This window comes from Phenylobacterium sp. (assembly GCF_004799515.1).
Classification (GTDB): Bacteria; Pseudomonadota; Alphaproteobacteria; order Caulobacterales; family Caulobacteraceae; genus Phenylobacterium.
Window position 1 is genome coordinate 372,240 of record NZ_SSMX01000026.1, and the last position, 16,240, is coordinate 388,479.

Here is a 16,240-nt window from a genome sequence, read left to right on the forward strand (position 1 = left end):
CGGCGTGTTGCTGGAACCGGGATCGACCTGCTGGCGGCGCGAGACGAGCGCGCGCGCGGCGCTGATCATCGACATGGCGGACTATTTCGACGTCGCCATGGCCGCCATGCGCAAGGCCAAACACACCGTCCACCTGCTCAACTGGGCCTTCGAGCCGCAGACTTTGTTCCACCCGCAGCCCGGCTGCACGGGGCCTGAAGACGACCGCATCGCGAACTTCCTGAAGCGCTTGTCGAAGGACAACCCCGGCCTCGACGTCCGCATCCTCTGCTGGCAGTCGGCCCTGCCGGTGGCCGCGACGCAGAACTGGTTCCCGCTGGCGGACCGCAAGGTCTTCGCCGGCAGCCAGGTCAAGTTCGTGCTCGACGGCAAGCTGCCGATGGGCGCCTCGCACCACCAGAAGGCGATCGTCATCGACGACGCCATCGCCTTCTGCGGCGGCGGCGACATCGGGCCCGACCGATGGGACACCGACCGGCACCTGGACGACGATCCCCGGCGCGAGAAGACGAAGCACGCCCACGGCAATTCGGAGAAGGACTTCGACAGCCGCCACGAGGTGATGGGCCTCGTCGAGGGCGCGCCGGCGGAGGCGCTGGGCGTGCTGTTCCGCGAACGCTGGGCCCGCTGCACCGGCGAGACGCTGCCGGCGCCGCCGAAGACGCGGCCGGCGTGGCCCAGCCGGGTGACGCCGCAATTCCAGGGCGTGGAGGTCGGGCTTTCGCGCACGCACGGCGCCTGGAAAGGCCACCCGGAGGTCCGCGAGGTCGAGCGGCTGCACCTGGCCTCCATCGCCGCGGCCCAGCGCTGCATCTACATGGAGAACCAGTACTTCACCTCGCCGCTGATCGCCGCGGCGCTGGCGCAGCGCCTGAGCGAGCCGGACGGGCCCGAGGTCGTGCTGATCGGCACCGAGCATTCGCCGAGCTTCTTCGACCAGGCGACGATGGACCGCACGCGGGTTCGCTTCATCGAGAAGCTAAAGCGGGCCGACAAGCACGGCCGCTTCCAGGCCTACAGCCCGGTCACGACGCTTGGCCGGATCATCATCGTCCACGCCAAGCTTTCGATCATCGACGACCGGCTGCTGCGCATCGGCTCGGCCAACATCAACAACCGATCCATGGGGTTCGACACCGAGTGCGACCTGAGCTTCGAGGCGGCCGGCCGAGGCGGCGCCGGCGCCCGCGCCGAGATCGCCCGCCTGCGCACGCGCCTGCTCGCGCACTGGCTGGGCTGCGACGACGAGACCGTGGCGCGGTCGATCCAGAGGGCAGGGGGCGTCGGGGCCGGCCTGGAAGCCCTGCGCCTGGCCGGCTACGCCCGGCTGCGGCCCATCGAGCGGCCGCCGGTCGAAGGCGCCGCGGCGGTCATCGCGACCTATCACCTGGGCGACCCGTTCTCGTCCGCCGACAGCTGGCGGCCATGGCGGCGCAAGGCCATGTCGCAGAGCGCCGAGCGGCGGGGCCGCGACGCGGTGAAATGACCGTCCGCTCCCGGCTCGTCAGGACCTAGGACCGACTGGATGGCCGTTCCCCGCACGCGTTCCGCGCAATCCCTGTCCGGCGGCCTGGGCGTCCTGATGCGCAGCCGGAAGGCGCGGCTCAGCGTCGGCGAGATCGTCAAGCGGTTCGAGGGAACGAACGGGCTGGGGCCCGTGCTGTTCGTCCTGACGCTGCCCGTGCTCGTGCCCCTGCCGCCAGGCGCTTCGATGGTGCTGGCCCTGCCGCTGCTGGTCGTGGCGCCGCAGATCGCCCTCGGCCGAAGCAAGCTCTGGCTGCCGAAATGGCTCGCGGCGCGCACCCTGGACCACAAGCCGCTCGCCAAGATCATTAAACGCATCCTGCCCTTGCTGGAGCGTCTCGAAGCGCTCGGGCATGCGCGCCTGCGCCCGCTCAGCGGCGGCGCCGGGACCCGGCTGGTTGGCGTCGTCTGCACCGTGCTGGCCCTGGTGCTCGTCCTGCCCATCCCCTTCGCCAACCTGTTCCCGGCGCTCGCGCTCGGGATGTTCGCCCTGGGCCTGACGCGGCGCGACGGGCTGATGGTGCTGGCCGGCTACGGCTTCGTCGGCGTGCAGGGTGTGATCATCTACCTGGGCGCGCACGGCGTCATGGCGATCGTCCATCACGTGGAGCGGATGCTCTGACTCCGGCGGCGGCGCGGCGTCCGATCCCGACCCATCTGAGACATCGGGGCTCCGCCTACGAAGACCGCTTTGCTCGGCGAGGGTGGATCGTGTCGCCTCGGCTCAACATGTCCACCAGCTCGGCGATCTTGGCGGCTCGCTTCTCCGGGGTTCTTGCTTGGTGCGCCCGATAGAGGATCGCGTAGCGGTTGGCCGAGTCCAGCGCATCGAACAGCGCCCGCGCCGCGGGTTCGGCGTCGAGTGCAGCCTCCAAATCGGCATCCGGCGCGGCCTTGCTCTGGCCGGCGTAAGCCGCCGCCCAGCGTCCATCCGCCTTTGCCTGGTCGACTTGCGCGCGCCCCCGAGGATGCAGGCGACCGGCCTGCTCCAGTTGTTCGACTTTCTGGCAATTGATCTGGGACCAGGCGCTTTTGGGCCGCCGCGGCGAGAAACGGGTTTTGAAATAGTGGGCATCCAGGCCGCCGAGTTGGCCGTCCACCCAGCCATATGCCAGCGCGCAATCTATTGCGTCCGACTTGCTGACGGTCGGCTCCGGCGCGCCCTCTTTGGCGAACCGAAGCCAGGCTCCGGGAGATGTCTCCCCCTGCTCCTCCAGCCAGCGCCGCAGCGAATCCGCGTCGGCGAAAGTCAGAAGAGGAAGCTCATCTCGAGGCATGCCGGCTCCGTCCGACATTGTTGAGATCCCATCGGTAAGGCGCGTCAAGGCGCCGAATCATACAGCCACGCACCCATAGCCGATGTTCAGCGGTCAGCTCGCCGGCGGAGCGGGGTTGACCGTCTCACCCTTTCCGGCCTTCGAAGGTTCCGCCTCCGCGGCTCAAACCAGGCTGCCGCCGCCGTCGACCCGCACGACCTGGCCGGTCACATAGGTGGCGCGCATGAGGTAGAGGTAGGCTTCGGCCGCCTCCTCGACGGTGCCGCCGCGCGGCAGCGGCAGGTTGGCGGTGAAGCCCTTGATCGTGGCCTCGCCCATGGTCTGCACCTGCTCGCTGATGATCAGGCCCAGGCAGACGGCGTTGACCCGGATAGGCGCCAGGTCGCGGGCGAGGCCCAGAGCCAGCCCTTCCGTCGTGTTGGCCGAGGCTGTGACCAGGGGCATGCCCGGCATGGGCCGGTGCGCCAGCATACCGCCGGTCAGAGTGATAGAGCCGTCCTTGGCGATCTGGCGGGTCGCGTGCTTCGCGGCCCGGGCCGCGCCCCAGAACCGCACCTCCATGCGGGCCTTGCTGGCCTCGACGTCGAGATCGCGGGTCGGGCCGAACATGTGGCCCCAGTCGCCGGCGGTGAAGACCAGATGGTCGAACGGGCCCGCCGCCTCGAAGAAGCCGGCGACCGAGGCCTCGTCCTTCACGTCGACGGTTCGCCCCTTGGCGCCCTTCCCGTTGGCGATCTGGCCGAGCTTTTCGGCCGCCGCCTCGATCCGCGGGGCCTGGCTGGAGCCGACGAACACCTCGGCGCCGGCCTCCATCGCCGCGGCGGCCACGGCGAAGCCGACGCCCGAAGCGCCGCCGATCACCACCACCTTTGCACCGTCCAGCTTCGCCATGGTCCGACTCCCTATGCGTTCAGGAAGAGGTAGTCGTCGCGGCGAGCCGGAAAAAGGCGGGAGCCTATACCGGTATAGGCGCTACCCCCCGGGGAGCGGCGGAACTTCAAAAGGGTACGGCGCAGCCGACGCCCAGCTCAGCGCCGACGGCGCCTCCGTAACGCCCTCCCGGTCCTGGCGCTGCGTCGCCGGCGGCGCGCGCCTTGCAGCCGTTGGTCGGCTTTCGCTGCAAGTAGGGCTCAGGGGCGGCGGTGAAGACGCCGTGGAGATCGAAGTTCAGCTTCGGCCCTGGCGCAGCCCGGCCGGGGATCGTCCCGGCGGCGGCCTGCTCCTCGCATTTCCTGCGCTCGTCCGGGGTCAGGGCCAGCAGCGCGGCATGCTGGCAGCCAAGGAGGCCGCGCAGTGTGGCGCGCACGCCGCTTCGCTCATCTTCGTGTGGGGTGTCCTGGGCTGGGAGGGCTTCGGCCGGCGCCGGGGCCGTAGACGGATGCGGGATCGGGCGGTCGGCCTTGACGTGGGCCGCTCCGGTGGATCGGTCTTTGGCGAGACTGGGCTCGGGAGCTGTCGGCCGATGATGCGGGCGCGGCGTGAGCAGCAGGTTGATGCTCGGCGCCTCGGCCAGACGTCGCGTGTCTCCCAGCTTCCACAGGAGAAGCGCGAGAAACAGGGCGTGGGCGACAAGGGCTATGCTGATCGCCAACCCGCGACCGCTGGCGCCGACGGTCCGCGGTTGGGAGCCCATTTGCCAGCCCTGACGGCAGTTCAAGCGCCGCCAAATCTTCGGCTTCGCTTGTCAAAATTGAGGCCCCTAGCCGGGCCGCCTTCCACCCTCGAGGCGATGGGCTGAGTTCAAGTGACGGGCTCCGGCGGCTCGCCGGCGTAGGGCGCCGGCTGGCGGACGCCGAACAGGTTGCCGAACGGGTCGAGCAGCTGACAAAGGCGCTCGTGGGTGAAGACGGTCTTGGGGCCGCGATGGGCGACGGCGCCGTGCTTGGTCCATTCGGCGACCACCTGGTCGACGTCGGGCACCGTCCAATAGGCGGCGACCCCAGAGGGTCCCTTGTCGTTCAGCTCATCGATCTTGTGGATGGTGAGACGGGTTCCGTCGATGTCGAAGGCGGCCAGCGCGCCGCCCGCGATCACCGGCTCGCGGCCCAGGCGGTCCGAATACCACTTCACCGCTTCGTCGAACCGCTCGACGAAATAGAAGATGTTGCCGATCGGGCCGAGGGGCATCTGATCCGCCATGACGTCTCTCCCAGGCATTGCTGAAATGGTTTGAACCGTGTCGGGCGCCCGTTAGGTCCAGCCGGGCGGCAGGAGCTGCACGGACGCCAGCGCCGGGCCGCCCCTGGGCGAGCGGCCGGCGATGTGCGCCACCAGCCGTGCGCCGGGCGCGAGCGCCGCGATCGCCTCCAAACCGATGCCGCCCAGCGGGACCTTGACCCGGCCGGCCCACTCGGAATCCGCCTGGCCGGCATAGCGGCCCACCGACAGATAGGCGAACCGCGCCTCTGGCGGACCTTGGACATAGGCGCCCAGCAGCCGGGGCCGCCCGTCCGGCAAGCGGCCGTCCACCGTCACCTCCAGATCGAAGGCGACCGCCTGCGCCGACCGGCTTGCGGGTGGGGCGAGCGCGGCCTTGGCGGCCTTGCCCCGCTGCAGGGCGATGGCGAGCCCGGGCAGGGGGTCGGCGACCACGATGCGGAGCGGCAGGTCGAAGCGCTCAGACGGCATGGCGGGGACCCTCCATCAGCTCGGCCGCCTCGTCCAGACCGCGGGCGCGGGCGGCGTCGGCGGGGGTGCGGCCGTTCGCGTCGCGGACCGTGGGGTCGGCCCCGTGGGCGATCAGCCGGCGCGCGACCTCGGCGGCGGCGTCCTCGTCGTCGGGCAAACAATAGAGCGGCGTCGGGGAGTCGTCCTCCGCCAGCCGCTGGTTGGCGAGGGCGGGTTCGGCCTTCAGGACGGCCTCGAGCCGCTCGAAGGCCGCCAGCCGGGCGAGGGCGCGCACGTCGCGGCTGATTGGGAGCAGGCGCTCGAAGAGCTGCGGGCGGCCCAGCGCCACGGCCCAGCTCAAGGCCGTGCCCCGCCATTTCCGGTCCCGGAGGTTGGGGTCTGCGCCGGCGTCCAGCAGCCGGTCCACGGCCGCCGGCGAGCCCGACTGCACCGCCCGGTGCAGCGGGCTGATCCCATCGTCGTCGAGGCCGTGCGCATCGGCGCCGAGCTCCAGCAAGAGGCCGACCGACTCCGCGTCGCCGAACATGGCCGCGGCCAGCAGCGGCGCCGGATGACGCAGGAGCGCGGGGTCGGCGGCCGCCAGCGCCCGAACGGCGGGCGCGTCATGGCGCCGGCACGCCGCCTGGAAGGCCTCGGCCCCGGTCAGTTCCACCGGCCGCGCGCCGCGCCGCTCGAGCAGCCCCTGGAGGTCCAGGAAGCCGGAGAGCTGGGCCACCGCGTGCAGGGGCTGTTTGGCATAGGCGTGGTGGGTGTTCGGGTCCGCGCCGCGGTCGAGCAGCCACTCCGCGCGGACGCGCTCGTCCTGCCCCACCGCATTGCCCAGGAGGTAGTCGAGGGTCGACAGGCCGAAGCCGTGCCCGAGGCTGGCCTCGCCGTCGGTGCGCCACCGGCCGAGCTGGCCGCTGGCCTCGCAGTGACGCCAAAGCAGATCGTACCAGTAGAGCGGTTCGACCAGCGGCTCGCCGACGATGGAGACGTTGTAGAGCGTCTGGATGTCGAACGGGTCCGCACCGGCCGAGATCAGCAGCTCCACCAGTTCCGTGGCCTGGGCGTGGCTGGGCCTTGCGCCTTCGCCCAGCCGAACCGCGCCGGTCAGGACCTTGAACGGGATGCCCCAGCCGTCGTCGAAGGCGAAGTTCGGATCGGCGCCGGCGTCCAGCAGGCGCCGGGCGATGGCGAGCGCGTTGACCTCGTCGAGCCGGCTGTAGGTCACGTAGGCGAGCGCGGTCCAGGCGCGCGGCCCGCCGGTCCGCAGGGCCGCTTGCGGGTCGGCCGCGAGCCGCCGTTCGACCTCGCCGAGATCGCCGCAGGCCGCCGCCGTGAACAGGCTGTCCGTGGCGATCTGGGGGTAGCGCGCCAGGATCCGGCGCGCGGCGGAGAGGTCGCCGTCCCAGCCATGGCGCAGGAGCTGGTCCACCCGCTCCGCATGGGTCTTGCGGTCGAGCGCCAGGTCGTCGAGGGCGGCCTTGAGGGCGATCCAGCTCGGCTGGCCGTATTCCACGGCGAGCGCGTGCTGAAGGTCGCGCAGGGCGGGCGCCGCCGGCGCCTTGGGCCAGGCGGCGTCGAGCCGGCTACGCGCGGCGGGGTCGCCGGCGCGCAGCGATTTCAGCCAGCGCTTGGCGTCTTTCCTGAGGGTGTCGAGACGTGTTCTGGCCGTGAGTTTGCGGCGCATTGAGAACCTTCCTTCCCATCGCCAGACGTCCGCTTACGAAAGGCCGGAAGAAGGTTTCGTAAGATAGAGGTGAGGCTGGATGGGAGCCGGCTCCCTTGCCGCGGACAGGCGGCGCTCCAGAGGCGCGCTGCCGCAAGGAATGCGAAAGTCCGGCGGCGTTGTCAATCGCGGCCAGGGGCTCCGGTCCCGCTGGAAACCCGGCGCCGACCGCCGGGCGGAGGCGCGGGAAAAAGGGGCCTAGACCTCATGCTCCAGCGGCAGCTCCGCCAGGGCGAGCGCCCAGGGGTGGCGGCGCTCTTCGTAGACGGAGACACGCGGCGGCGGGAAGCCCGGATCGGCGAAGGCGCCCACCGCGACGGTCACGAAGCCGGGCAAGACGGCGGGCTCCCAGTAGACCGTCGAGGCGCATACCGGACAGAAGTTGAAGGTGGCGGACTGGCCGCTGTCGCCCGCCCGGGTCCAGGTCGCAGCGCGGCCCTCGATCGTCACAGCCTCGCGCGGAAAGCGCGCCTGCGTCCCGAAGACGCCGCCGGTGCGTTTCTGGCATTCGAGGCAATGGCAGATGGAGACGCGGACGGGCTCGCCCTCGCAGGTGAGGCGAAGCTGTCCGCAGCTACACGAGGCTGTTCGAGCGGTCATGGCGCCTAGTTTCCGGAGATCGCGGGCGAGGACAACCGCGAAACATCGGTTGGGCGTTGGCGCCGAATTCAGTAGCGTGGCCGCCGCGAAGGACGCGGGGGCGCCCATGGATCGTCATGCCGCCCCCGGCGCGCGGGTCAGCCGTCCGCAGCCCGACGCCGTGAGGAGACCATGAACCAGCCCTCGACACCTCGACGTCACCACGCCGCGGCCCTGGCGGCGCTCAGCCTCGGCCTGTCGGCTGGCGGGTCGGCCTGGGCGGCGGATCAGGCCCCGTCCAAGGCCCCGGCGCCGCTCTCCGCAACTGAGCGGGCGCAGCACCAGGCGGCGTTCCAGGCCTATACGGACGCCTGGGCCTCGCCGTCCGACGGCCTGCGCCTGCAACGCCTGACCGACAGCCTGGCGGCCGGCATGACCTATCAGGACGCCTCGGTCCGCGCGGAGGGCGTCGCCGGCGTCAACGCCATGATCGCGGGCTTCCAGCATCAGAGCCCGGGCGTCACCCTGAAGCTCGACGACCTGCTGCTCTGGGCCGACCATGGCCTGGCCAAGTGGTCGATGATGGATCCCAAGGGCGCGCTGATGATGCACGGTTTCGACGCCATCACCTACGACGCGGCGGGCCATATCAAGGGCATCGTGGGGTTCTTCGACATTCCGGCGCAGCGGGCCGCGCCGCGCTAGATCACCAGGCGATCTTCGGACGGCGGAAGCCCATGGCCGCCCAGGCCCAGAGCAGCTTGAACATCAGACCCGGCGGCTGCGCCCCATAGGCGGGGATGGCGTAGGAGAGCGCCACGCCTTCGGGCCTGTCCTTGGTCATGATGCGCATCCTGGGCTCGGGCGCCGGCCCCGACAGGCGGTCGCGGAAGACCGTCAGCCAATGGCCGGGGGCGAAGTCCAGGAACATCGGCGACCCGCAGCAGCCGGCCACCACGCGGCGCGTCGGCGAGTCCGGCTTCAGGCGATAGTCCCGCAGGTTTTGGGCGCCGTGGGCGATCCTCACCCGGTCCTTCCGGTAGAGGCAGTAGTCCACGCCGCCATCGGCATGGACGGTCCGCGGGGCGCCCAGGTCGTGTTCGAAGGCGTGGCCCGCGGTCCGGCAGCTCTCGCAATAGCAAGTCACGCTCTGGATCGGCGCGCCGGCGAGGTCGATGGCCGTCTGGCCGCACCGGCAGACGGCCGCGTTGGAGGGATGCGCGTACGCCATTGGCTTTCCCCGAGGTCTGATTTAGAACTCGACCGTCCAGTACTGAGAGTCAACCGGGAGGTTCGAATGGAACGGTCCACGGTGGCCACGACCCACGACGGGGATGCCGGCGAGCCCGCTGGCCGGACGGCGCGGAAGCGGCGCGCGATCCTGCAGGCGGCGGAGGCCCTGTTCCTGGACCGCGGCTTCGTCGGCGCGAGCGTCGAGGAGGTGGCGGTCCGCGCCGCGGTCTCGAAGCAGACGGTCTACAAGCAGTTCGAGAGCAAGGCGGCGCTCTTCGTCGCCGTCGTGCGGGCCATGACCGGCGAGGGGTCGGACCGCGTCCAGGTCGAGATGCGGGACCCGGAGACCGAGGCCGAGGTCGCGGGGGCGCTCATGGGCCATGGCGAGCGGCTGTTGAACGTTGTCCTGGTCCCGAAGCTGCTGCGGTTGCGGCGCCTGGTGATCTCGGAGACGGACCGTTTTCCGGAACTGGGCCGCGCGCTCTACGAGGGCGGACCCGGGCGGGCCATCGCCGGCCTGGCGGCGGCCCTGCGGCGCTGGAGCGACCGCGGGTTCCTGACGCTGGACGACCCGATGGTCGCCGCCACCCAGTTCAACTGGCTGGTGATGGGCGATCCGGTCAACCGAGCGATGTTCTTCGGCTCGGTGCATCTCTCGGCGGCCGAGCAGCAGCAGCACCTGGCGCAAAGCGTCGGCGTCTTCCTGGCGGCCTACGGGCGCCGATCCGCAGCGGACGGAGAGCGGGTCTAGCCGCCGCGGTCCTGCTTGGTCAGGGCGCGGATCTTGAAGGGCGTCAAGTGGTCCTGGGCGCAGGCGGCCTCGATGGCCGGCTGGCTCTTCTCGACCGCGGCGACCATCCAGGGCGGCGCCTTGGGGAAGTGCGCCTTCATGTCGGCCAGGCCGGCGGCGAAGGGGGTGGCGACCTCGCCCGGCAGCGGGTGCGGGTTCAGCGTCATGGTCAGGCCGTGATAGCCGCCGAGCACATCGGGGCCGACGCCCAGGCCCTCGGCGTTCACCCAGACCGTGCAGGTCGCGGTGGGGAACTGGGCGTGGCGGTTGGCCGCCGAGACCGAGATCAGGTCGCGGCCGTATTCGGCGTCGTCGCCGGACTTCGCGGCCGGCGCGCCCATAGCCGCCAATGGCGCCGCGAGCGGCGTCGTTAGGCCCGCGACGGCGCAGGCGGCCCACAGAACGATGCGGTGCTTTTGCATTCCTTGTTTGCTCCCCAAGCTTTGCCGTTGACCTTGATGAAGATCACGGCGGAAGTTCGTCCGTGGCCTGTCCGTCGGGTTTCGTCGTCTATCGTCCAAGGTCGGCGCCTCGCAACAGGAACTCCGGGTCGGCCACCGCCGCGCGGTCTCCCGTGTCGTCCAGCAAGACTTCGAGAACGGCGATCAACCCCCGTTGAATCTGAGCGTTGTCGGCCAGCCTGGAGGCCCGCAGTTCGAGCAGGCTCGCCAAGAGTTGGCGGCGGCGGTCGTCACTGAACAGCATCAAGCACTCCATTGGGAGACGCCGCCGCGAAGCCCGGCGGTATCTCGATTTGATCTAGAACATATCACTAGATGATATAAATGCGCCGTTCCAATCCGAATCCTCAAGACCGGCCGCCACAAAAACATGACCCAGACCTCGGTTCGCTCCGGCGGACGCCGCCCCGCCAGACGCCCAAAGGAAACCAGCCTGGAGGCTGAGGAACGGCAGCGCCTGGCCTTGCCCGTGATCTCGCTGCTGGCCCTGGCGCTGGGGATCGTCACCGGCTTCGGCGCGGTGCTGTTCCGCGACCTGATCGGATTGATCCACAACCTGTTCTTCACCGGCCATCTGGCGCTGCACTACGACGCCAATGTGTTCACAGCCCCGACGCCGTGGGGCGCGCTGGTGATCCTGGTCCCGGTGGTGGGCGCGGTGGGCGTCACCTTCCTGGTCAGCAACTTCGCGCCGGAGGCCAAAGGCCACGGCGTGCCGGAAGTCATGGAAGCCATCTACTACCGCGGCGGGGTGATCCGGCCGGTCGTGGCGCTGGTGAAGTCGCTGGCTTCGGCGCTGGCCATCGGCAGCGGCTCGTCGGTGGGCCGCGAGGGACCGATCATCCAGATCGGCTCGGCTCTGGGCTCGACGCTGGGACAGATCGTGCGGATGCCTGCCGGCCAGCGGATCGCCCTGGTGGCCGCGGGCGCGGGCGCGGGCATCGCGTCGACCTTCAACACCCCGATCGGCGGGGTCATGTTCGCCATCGAGCTGATGATGCCGGAGGTCAGCGTCGAGACCTTCCTGCCGGTGGCGATCTCCACAGGCGCGGCGACCTTCGTGGGGCGCTGGTTCTTCGGCGATGCGCCAGCGTTCCTGGTGCCGCCGCTGCAGGCCATGGCGGTCGACCCGAGCGCGATCCTGGTGCTGGCGATGTTCGCGGTGCTGGGGGCCATCACCGGAGTCGCCGCGGCCGGCTTCATCCGCTCGCTGCACCTGGCGGAGGACCTCTTCGATCGGATCAAGCCACGCTATCTGCGCCACATGCTGGGCATGCTGGGGGTGGGCGGGCTCATGTACCTGCTGTTCCGCACGCTGGGGCAGTACTACGTCGACGGGGTCGGCTATGCGACGGTGCAGGCGATCCTGTCGAACCAGGCGACAGCGTTCTGGCTGCTGGGCCTGTTGTTCCTCTGCAAGGTGCTGGCGACGTCGCTCAGCCTGGGTTCGGGGTCGTCAGGCGGCATCTTCTCGCCGTCGCTCTACATGGGGGCGACCCTGGGCGGCGGGTTCGCGGCCCTGCTCAACTGGGCGGGTCTGCCGGTCCCGCTGAGCGTGCCGGCCTTCGCCATGGTGGGCATGGGGGCCATGGTCGGCGGCGGCACCGGGGCAGTGATGACCGCGGTCACCATGATCTTCGAGATGACCCTCGACTACTCCATCGTCATGCCGATGATCGTGGCCGTGGCGATGAGCATCGGCGTGCGCCGGGTGCTCAGCCCGGAGAACATCTACACCCTGAGGCTGGTGCGCCGCGGCCGGGCGATCCCCAAGGCGCGCCACGCCAACATGTTCCTGGTGCACGCCGCGCGCGAGGTGATGGACACCGATATCGAGGTGCTGCCTTCGGATGCGAGCTTCGACGGCTACCTCAGCCGCCCGGAGCACGGCGGGCGGCTGCGCCACCTGGTGGTGAGCCAGAAGGGACGAATCTATGGGGTGCTGCGGGTGAACACCGGCCTGGGGCGCGGCCTGGAAGGTTCCCACACCGGCGCGACCCTCGGCGAGGTCGCCAGCCGCAACTTCACCGTGGTCAGCGAGGACGACGTGGTCTTCGACGTGATCCGCCGTATGGCGCGCCGCGACGCGGGGATGGCGGTGGTGATCCGCGGCCGCGGCGTGCCGCGCGCCGCCGACGTGGTGGGCCTGATCAGCAAGGAGCACGTCGCCGATTCCGTCGCCGCGACGGTCAGCACCTATCCACGCCGCGACCGGACGCCCACCTGACGCCGCACACCGACGCCACCGGGCGAGCGGCGGACGGCGTCAGCGACGGGCCGTCGCCGGGATCGGCGCGGCGGACGATCGGGGGCCAGCCGCGAAGCGCACGCCGATCTCATCTTCAGGCAGGACGGGGTCGACGATTTCGATGGAGCCCTCCGGCGCCGACCAGGCCTGGGTCACGCGGGGCAGGGCGCCGATTTCGCTCTTCACCGTGTCACGCACCAGGCGGACGGACGGCCCGTAGCGTTGCGTGAAATCGCGCACCAGGGCGTCGTAGCCGTCGAGCGAGATTTCCGCGGCTATCTGGACGAGCCGGCCGTTGGCGAACCCGTAGCGCAGGCGATCGAGCCGATAGTTTTCGTCGAACGGGAAGGTGACCGGCAGGTTGAGTTTTCCGATGGCGTCGACATAGGCGCAGACCACCAGACCGGCGTCGCGCTCCGCCGCCGTCGGCGCCAGGCCATCGTGGCCGATATTGTCGGAGCAGACGGCACGGGTGTTCGGCGAGAGCTGGCCCACCGCCTCCCCACGAAGCGTTCCCGAGCGTCAGCGCCAAATATATCCTGCCACGATATATTTGGCCGGATCATGGCGATAGCCGGCCGGCCGAGGCCGCACCGGCGCGGCTAGAGTCCGTACTCAATAGGATTGCCCTCGGACGTCCAAAAAGCCCGTCATCCCGGCCGTAGCGAAGCGGAGAAGCCGGGACCCAGGGGATCCAGGCTGTGCGGCAGGCCCTGGGTCCCGGCTCGACGTTGCAGGCCGTCCGGGATGACAGAGCTTTTAAGCGGCTGATATTTCTCAGATTACCGGCGCGTCCAACTGGGTCTGGACCCTAGTCGCCGGTCTTCGCGGTTTCCGTCTTCGTGGGCTCGGTCTTGGCCGCCTCCGGCTTCGGCGGGGTCCCGGCGTCGAGATGGTCCCAGTTCAGGATGGCGTTGAAGCCCAGGAAATAGGACCCCTGGGTCTGCCAGCGCCAGTAGGGGCGCAGGCCGAACAGCACCATGTGGCCCTTGCCGTCGGGCACGTCGACGATCAGCGCCTTGCGGGTCAACGCGCCGCCGCCTTCCAACAGGCCGGAGAGCAAGATCGAGTCCGCCTGGCCGGGGAAGGCCATGACCGTGCGCGGCCGTTGCGTGGGCTCCGCGCCGCCCTGGCGCGAGGCGGGCGGGGCGGTCTCGACGGGGGCGGCCGGCTCGGCGGCGGGCTTGGCCGAGGGGTCGGGCAGCCAGGGCGAGACGTGGGCGGCGACCGCGTTCGGGGTGATGTTCTGGGCGAGGCGTCCGCCCGCGCCGCCGGCCGCGCCGCCGCCGCCGAAACCGTTCTGGCCGGGCGCAGCCACGGTGATCACCGGGGCGTCGGCGAAGTAGATCGGCAGCTCCTTGCCGGCATAGCCGTAGGCGATCGGGCTGGCCTGGTCGGTGAAGACGCCGCGCATGATCGCGCCCTTGGTGTAGAGGTCGGCCGGGGCGGTGACGCTGACGCCGGCGGCCACGCCGTAGTTGGCCAGCAGCTCCACCGTCGAGCCGTCGCCGATCAGGACGCCGCCCGCCTTCACAAACTTCTGCAACTCGGCCAGGCCGTCGGCGCCCAGGCCACCGCGGATGTCGTCGGCGGAGTCGAGGACGCCGAGGTTCGGGGTCAGGTCGGACTTCTTGTAGGGGATCGGCACGTCGCCATTCATGGCCACGCCGACGATCTGGTCGCGGGCGCTGGAGCCCACGGTCGGATAGAGGATGACGTCGAACCGCTTCCTGAGGTCGCCCAGGCGGGCCTTGGTGTCGGCCATGTAGGTGTAGGGCACGCCGTAGTGGTCGAGCGCCGCGCGCCACCAGCCCTCGTCCTGGGTTCTGAGCCAGGAGTGCAGGTAGCCGATGCGCGGGATGGTCAGCGGATGGCTTTTCACCGTCGGCGCGGCCTCCACCGCCTCGCCCTTCAGGCCGAGGTCGGCGGCGGCCTTCTCGACGGCGGCGCGGGGTGCGTCGGGGATGATGAAGGTCCCGGCGGCGTAGTGCTTGCCGCCAGCGTCGAAGGCCTGCTCGGCGGCCAGCATCCTCACGTCCTTCAGCCGGAAGCGGAAGGTGACGAGCTCGTTGTCGCCGGTGTGGTCGACCAGGATGGTCTTGCCGGCGCCAGAGATCACACCCTTGGACGTCACGTCGGCGGTGAGCAGGGTCATCGGCTGCTTCAGGACCGCCGGGTCATGCACCGTCTTCATGGCGACGTTGCGCATGTAGGACATGGTCCAGCCGGTGTCGTCGTAGGGCCGGGGATTGGCCGCCGGGTAGTTCTGGATGCTGAAATAGAGGTCGGCCAGCGTGCGGTAGGGCTGGTCGGCGCGGATGACATAGTCGCCGGGGACGACCTTGACCCCGCCGGCGGTGAAGGCGGCGTCGGCGACGCTGACCTCCAGGCCCTGGCGGCGCACGTCGTTGATCATGTCGGCGACGTTCAGCCTGGCGGTCTGGTCGGCGGGGATCACCCAGGCGTTGACGGCCCCGGTCCTGCCGCCCTCCACCGCATGCTGCGACTTCACATAGTAGGTGTCGAGGTAGGTCTCGCGGTCCTTGGCCACGCGGTCCAGCGCGATCAGCAAGGCCGATTCCTGGATGTTGGTGTTGTTGCGCGGGCCCCAGTCGACGGAGGGCAGCGGCGGGTTCTGGCGGTACCACTCGCGGCTGGTGGTGGTGGGCGGCAGCTTCAGGTCCTTCTGGATGTCGGGACCGTAGCTCTGCACCTCATAGAACCGCCCGAAGGAGTTGTGGGCGTTGGCGATCCAGAACAGGTAGTTGGGCACCCAGCCGTCATAGTAGCCGTAGGTGAAGACGCCGGGGACGCCGCGCTTGGCCATCTCCGTCAGCTCGGTCCCGGCCAGCAGCCACCACTCCTGCGACTGCACCGGATCCAGCGCCGGGTTGTACGGCCCCGTGCCGGTGGAGACGTAGAGGTAGGACTGCGCCTCATGCAGGTCGTGCAGCACGGTCGGATGCCATTCCAGGACGCCGGCGGTGATGTTCTGGGTCAACTTCAGGTACTGGCCCATGCCGTCGCGGTTGTTGTCGTGGGCGACGTACTTGCCCCAGTAGACCAGGGGCGGCTTCGGCTTCCCGGTCTTCTTGCCGTAGTAGTAGGTGTCGACGATCTTCTCGCGGCCATCGACCTCGACCACCGGGGTGATGAAGACGATCTCGTTCTTGCGGATGTTCTGGACGAGGGGCGTCTCCTCGATCGCCAGGCGGTAGGCGAGCTCGATCAGCATCTCCGGCCCGCCGGTCTCGGGCGAGTGGATGCCGCTGGTGATCCAGTAGATCGGCTTGGCGGTCTTGATGATCGCCTTGGCCTGGTCCGGCGTCGTTTTGCGCGGATCGCCCAGGGCGGCGAGCTGGGCCTTGTATTTGTCTAGGTCCTTCAGCGTCGCCTCGTCGGCGATGGCGATGACCACCTGGTCGCGGCCTTCCTCGGACTTGCCGACCGTCCAGAACTTCACGCGCGGCGAGGTCTTGGCCAGCTCCTGGTAGTAGCGCTCGATGTCCTTGGCGTAGGTCAGCTCGCCGGGCGCGCCGGGGATGCGGCCGAAGAACTTCAGCGGCGAGGGCACGGTGTCCGAGGCCGGCATATGGTCGACCAGCTCGGTGGTGAAGCGCGGGTCGACCAGGTATTTCTTGATGAGGGCGGTGTAGGCCTCGTCCTGCGGCTGGACGGGCGCCGGGCTCTGGGCGTGGGCCAGGGAGGCGGAAGCGAAGACAACCGCCAGGACCAAGGCGGCCGCGCGGGCCAAACGCCGGTACTCGATCACGTCGGAACACCCCCAAG

At 69.9% G+C, this 16,240-nt stretch carries 17 protein-coding genes; 5 read left to right on the forward strand and 12 right to left on the reverse strand.

Annotation, left to right across the window (positions count from 1 at the left end; all coding sequences use genetic code 11):
* Positions 1-4 precede the first annotated feature (4 nt).
* Positions 5-1,486, forward strand: a complete 1,482-nt coding sequence (locus E8A49_RS11210) for a phospholipase D-like domain-containing protein (protein ID WP_293380652.1) — start codon at positions 5-7, stop codon at positions 1,484-1,486.
* 39 nt (positions 1,487-1,525) lie between these two features.
* Positions 1,526-2,146 carry an exopolysaccharide biosynthesis protein gene (locus E8A49_RS11215; RefSeq protein WP_293380655.1) on the forward strand — a complete coding sequence of 207 codons (621 nt, stop codon included), beginning with the start codon at positions 1,526-1,528 and terminating at the stop codon, positions 2,144-2,146.
* 55 nt (positions 2,147-2,201) lie between these two features.
* Here E8A49_RS11215 and E8A49_RS11220 read toward each other — a convergent pair whose 3' ends face one another.
* The 7 genes from E8A49_RS11220 to E8A49_RS11250 form a co-directional block, all read right to left on the reverse strand.
* A complete protein-coding gene (locus E8A49_RS11220; protein WP_293380658.1) occupies positions 2,202-2,819 on the reverse strand; it encodes a YdeI family protein in 618 nt (205 codons plus the stop codon).
* A gap of 144 nt (positions 2,820-2,963) precedes the next feature.
* Positions 2,964-3,692 (reverse strand): SDR family oxidoreductase, encoded by a 729-nt coding sequence (locus E8A49_RS11225; RefSeq protein WP_293380661.1) that lies wholly within the window; start codon positions 3,690-3,692, stop codon positions 2,964-2,966.
* A 106-nt stretch (positions 3,693-3,798) separates the two neighbouring features.
* Complete coding sequence (locus tag E8A49_RS11230) at positions 3,799-4,107, reverse strand: hypothetical protein (RefSeq protein ID WP_293380664.1); 309 nt, start codon at positions 4,105-4,107, stop codon at positions 3,799-3,801.
* 434 nt (positions 4,108-4,541) lie between these two features.
* A complete protein-coding gene (locus E8A49_RS11235) occupies positions 4,542-4,940 on the reverse strand; it encodes a VOC family protein (RefSeq protein WP_293380667.1) in 399 nt (132 codons plus the stop codon).
* 51 nt (positions 4,941-4,991) lie between these two features.
* The gene (locus tag E8A49_RS11240) at positions 4,992-5,429 is read right to left on the reverse strand and encodes a DUF5990 family protein (protein WP_293380670.1); all 438 of its coding nucleotides are present in this window, start codon (positions 5,427-5,429) and stop codon (positions 4,992-4,994) included.
* Positions 5,419-7,101 carry an ankyrin repeat domain-containing protein gene (locus E8A49_RS11245; protein WP_293380673.1) on the reverse strand — a complete coding sequence of 561 codons (1,683 nt, stop codon included), beginning with the start codon at positions 7,099-7,101 and terminating at the stop codon, positions 5,419-5,421. The genes E8A49_RS11240 and E8A49_RS11245 overlap by 11 nt, the downstream gene beginning before the upstream one ends.
* Before the next feature lie 237 nt (positions 7,102-7,338).
* The gene (locus tag E8A49_RS11250; RefSeq protein ID WP_293380676.1) at positions 7,339-7,740 is read right to left on the reverse strand and encodes a GFA family protein; all 402 of its coding nucleotides are present in this window, start codon (positions 7,738-7,740) and stop codon (positions 7,339-7,341) included.
* A 171-nt stretch (positions 7,741-7,911) separates the two neighbouring features.
* On the opposite strand from E8A49_RS11250, the gene E8A49_RS11255 reads away from it, so the two are divergent.
* Complete coding sequence (locus E8A49_RS11255) at positions 7,912-8,424, forward strand: hypothetical protein (protein ID WP_293380679.1); 513 nt, start codon at positions 7,912-7,914, stop codon at positions 8,422-8,424.
* A gap of 1 nt (position 8,425) precedes the next feature.
* On the opposite strand, the gene E8A49_RS11260 is transcribed toward E8A49_RS11255, so the two are convergent.
* A complete protein-coding gene (locus E8A49_RS11260) occupies positions 8,426-8,950 on the reverse strand; it encodes a hypothetical protein (RefSeq protein WP_293380682.1) in 525 nt (174 codons plus the stop codon).
* A gap of 66 nt (positions 8,951-9,016) precedes the next feature.
* On the opposite strand from E8A49_RS11260, the gene E8A49_RS11265 reads away from it, so the two are divergent.
* Entirely contained in the window at positions 9,017-9,703 is a 687-nt protein-coding gene (locus tag E8A49_RS11265; RefSeq protein ID WP_293380685.1) for a TetR/AcrR family transcriptional regulator, read from the forward strand.
* Here the strand turns inward: E8A49_RS11265 and E8A49_RS11270 are convergent.
* The gene (locus E8A49_RS11270; protein WP_293380688.1) at positions 9,700-10,164 is read right to left on the reverse strand and encodes a hypothetical protein; all 465 of its coding nucleotides are present in this window, start codon (positions 10,162-10,164) and stop codon (positions 9,700-9,702) included. The genes E8A49_RS11265 and E8A49_RS11270 overlap by 4 nt on opposite strands.
* Before the next feature lie 88 nt (positions 10,165-10,252).
* The gene (locus tag E8A49_RS11275) at positions 10,253-10,447 is read right to left on the reverse strand and encodes a hypothetical protein (protein WP_293380691.1); all 195 of its coding nucleotides are present in this window, start codon (positions 10,445-10,447) and stop codon (positions 10,253-10,255) included.
* A 225-nt stretch (positions 10,448-10,672) separates the two neighbouring features.
* On the opposite strand from E8A49_RS11275, the gene E8A49_RS11280 reads away from it, so the two are divergent.
* A complete protein-coding gene (locus tag E8A49_RS11280; protein WP_293381037.1) occupies positions 10,673-12,430 on the forward strand; it encodes a chloride channel protein in 1,758 nt (585 codons plus the stop codon).
* 39 nt (positions 12,431-12,469) lie between these two features.
* On the opposite strand, the gene E8A49_RS11285 is transcribed toward E8A49_RS11280, so the two are convergent.
* On the reverse strand, positions 12,470-12,946 hold the full coding sequence (locus tag E8A49_RS11285; RefSeq protein WP_293380694.1) for a hypothetical protein: 477 nt from the start codon (positions 12,944-12,946) through the stop codon (positions 12,470-12,472).
* A gap of 316 nt (positions 12,947-13,262) precedes the next feature.
* Positions 13,263-16,223, reverse strand: coding sequence for a M14 family zinc carboxypeptidase (locus tag E8A49_RS11290; protein WP_293380697.1), 2,961 nt, complete (start codon positions 16,221-16,223; stop codon positions 13,263-13,265).
* Positions 16,224-16,240 lie beyond the last annotated feature (17 nt).

Excerpts from the sequence above, each read along its gene's own strand:
- E8A49_RS11215 (WP_293380655.1), top strand. The coding sequence starts at position 1,526 with ATGGCCGTTCCCCGCACGCGTTCCGCGCAATCCCTGTCCGGCGGCCTG.
- E8A49_RS11220 (WP_293380658.1), bottom strand. The coding sequence starts at position 2,819 with ATGTCGGACGGAGCCGGCATGCCTCGAGATGAGCTTCCTCTTCTGACT.
- E8A49_RS11225 (WP_293380661.1), bottom strand. The coding sequence starts at position 3,692 with ATGGCGAAGCTGGACGGTGCAAAGGTGGTGGTGATCGGCGGCGCTTCG.
- E8A49_RS11235 (WP_293380667.1), bottom strand. The coding sequence starts at position 4,940 with ATGGCGGATCAGATGCCCCTCGGCCCGATCGGCAACATCTTCTATTTC.
- E8A49_RS11240 (WP_293380670.1), bottom strand. The coding sequence starts at position 5,429 with ATGCCGTCTGAGCGCTTCGACCTGCCGCTCCGCATCGTGGTCGCCGAC.
- E8A49_RS11245 (WP_293380673.1), bottom strand. The coding sequence starts at position 7,101 with ATGCGCCGCAAACTCACGGCCAGAACACGTCTCGACACCCTCAGGAAA.
- E8A49_RS11250 (WP_293380676.1), bottom strand. The coding sequence starts at position 7,740 with ATGACCGCTCGAACAGCCTCGTGTAGCTGCGGACAGCTTCGCCTCACC.
- E8A49_RS11255 (WP_293380679.1), top strand. The coding sequence starts at position 7,912 with ATGAACCAGCCCTCGACACCTCGACGTCACCACGCCGCGGCCCTGGCG.
- E8A49_RS11260 (WP_293380682.1), bottom strand. The coding sequence starts at position 8,950 with ATGGCGTACGCGCATCCCTCCAACGCGGCCGTCTGCCGGTGCGGCCAG.
- E8A49_RS11265 (WP_293380685.1), top strand. The coding sequence starts at position 9,017 with ATGGAACGGTCCACGGTGGCCACGACCCACGACGGGGATGCCGGCGAG.
- E8A49_RS11270 (WP_293380688.1), bottom strand. The coding sequence starts at position 10,164 with ATGCAAAAGCACCGCATCGTTCTGTGGGCCGCCTGCGCCGTCGCGGGC.
- E8A49_RS11275 (WP_293380691.1), bottom strand. The coding sequence starts at position 10,447 with ATGCTGTTCAGTGACGACCGCCGCCGCCAACTCTTGGCGAGCCTGCTC.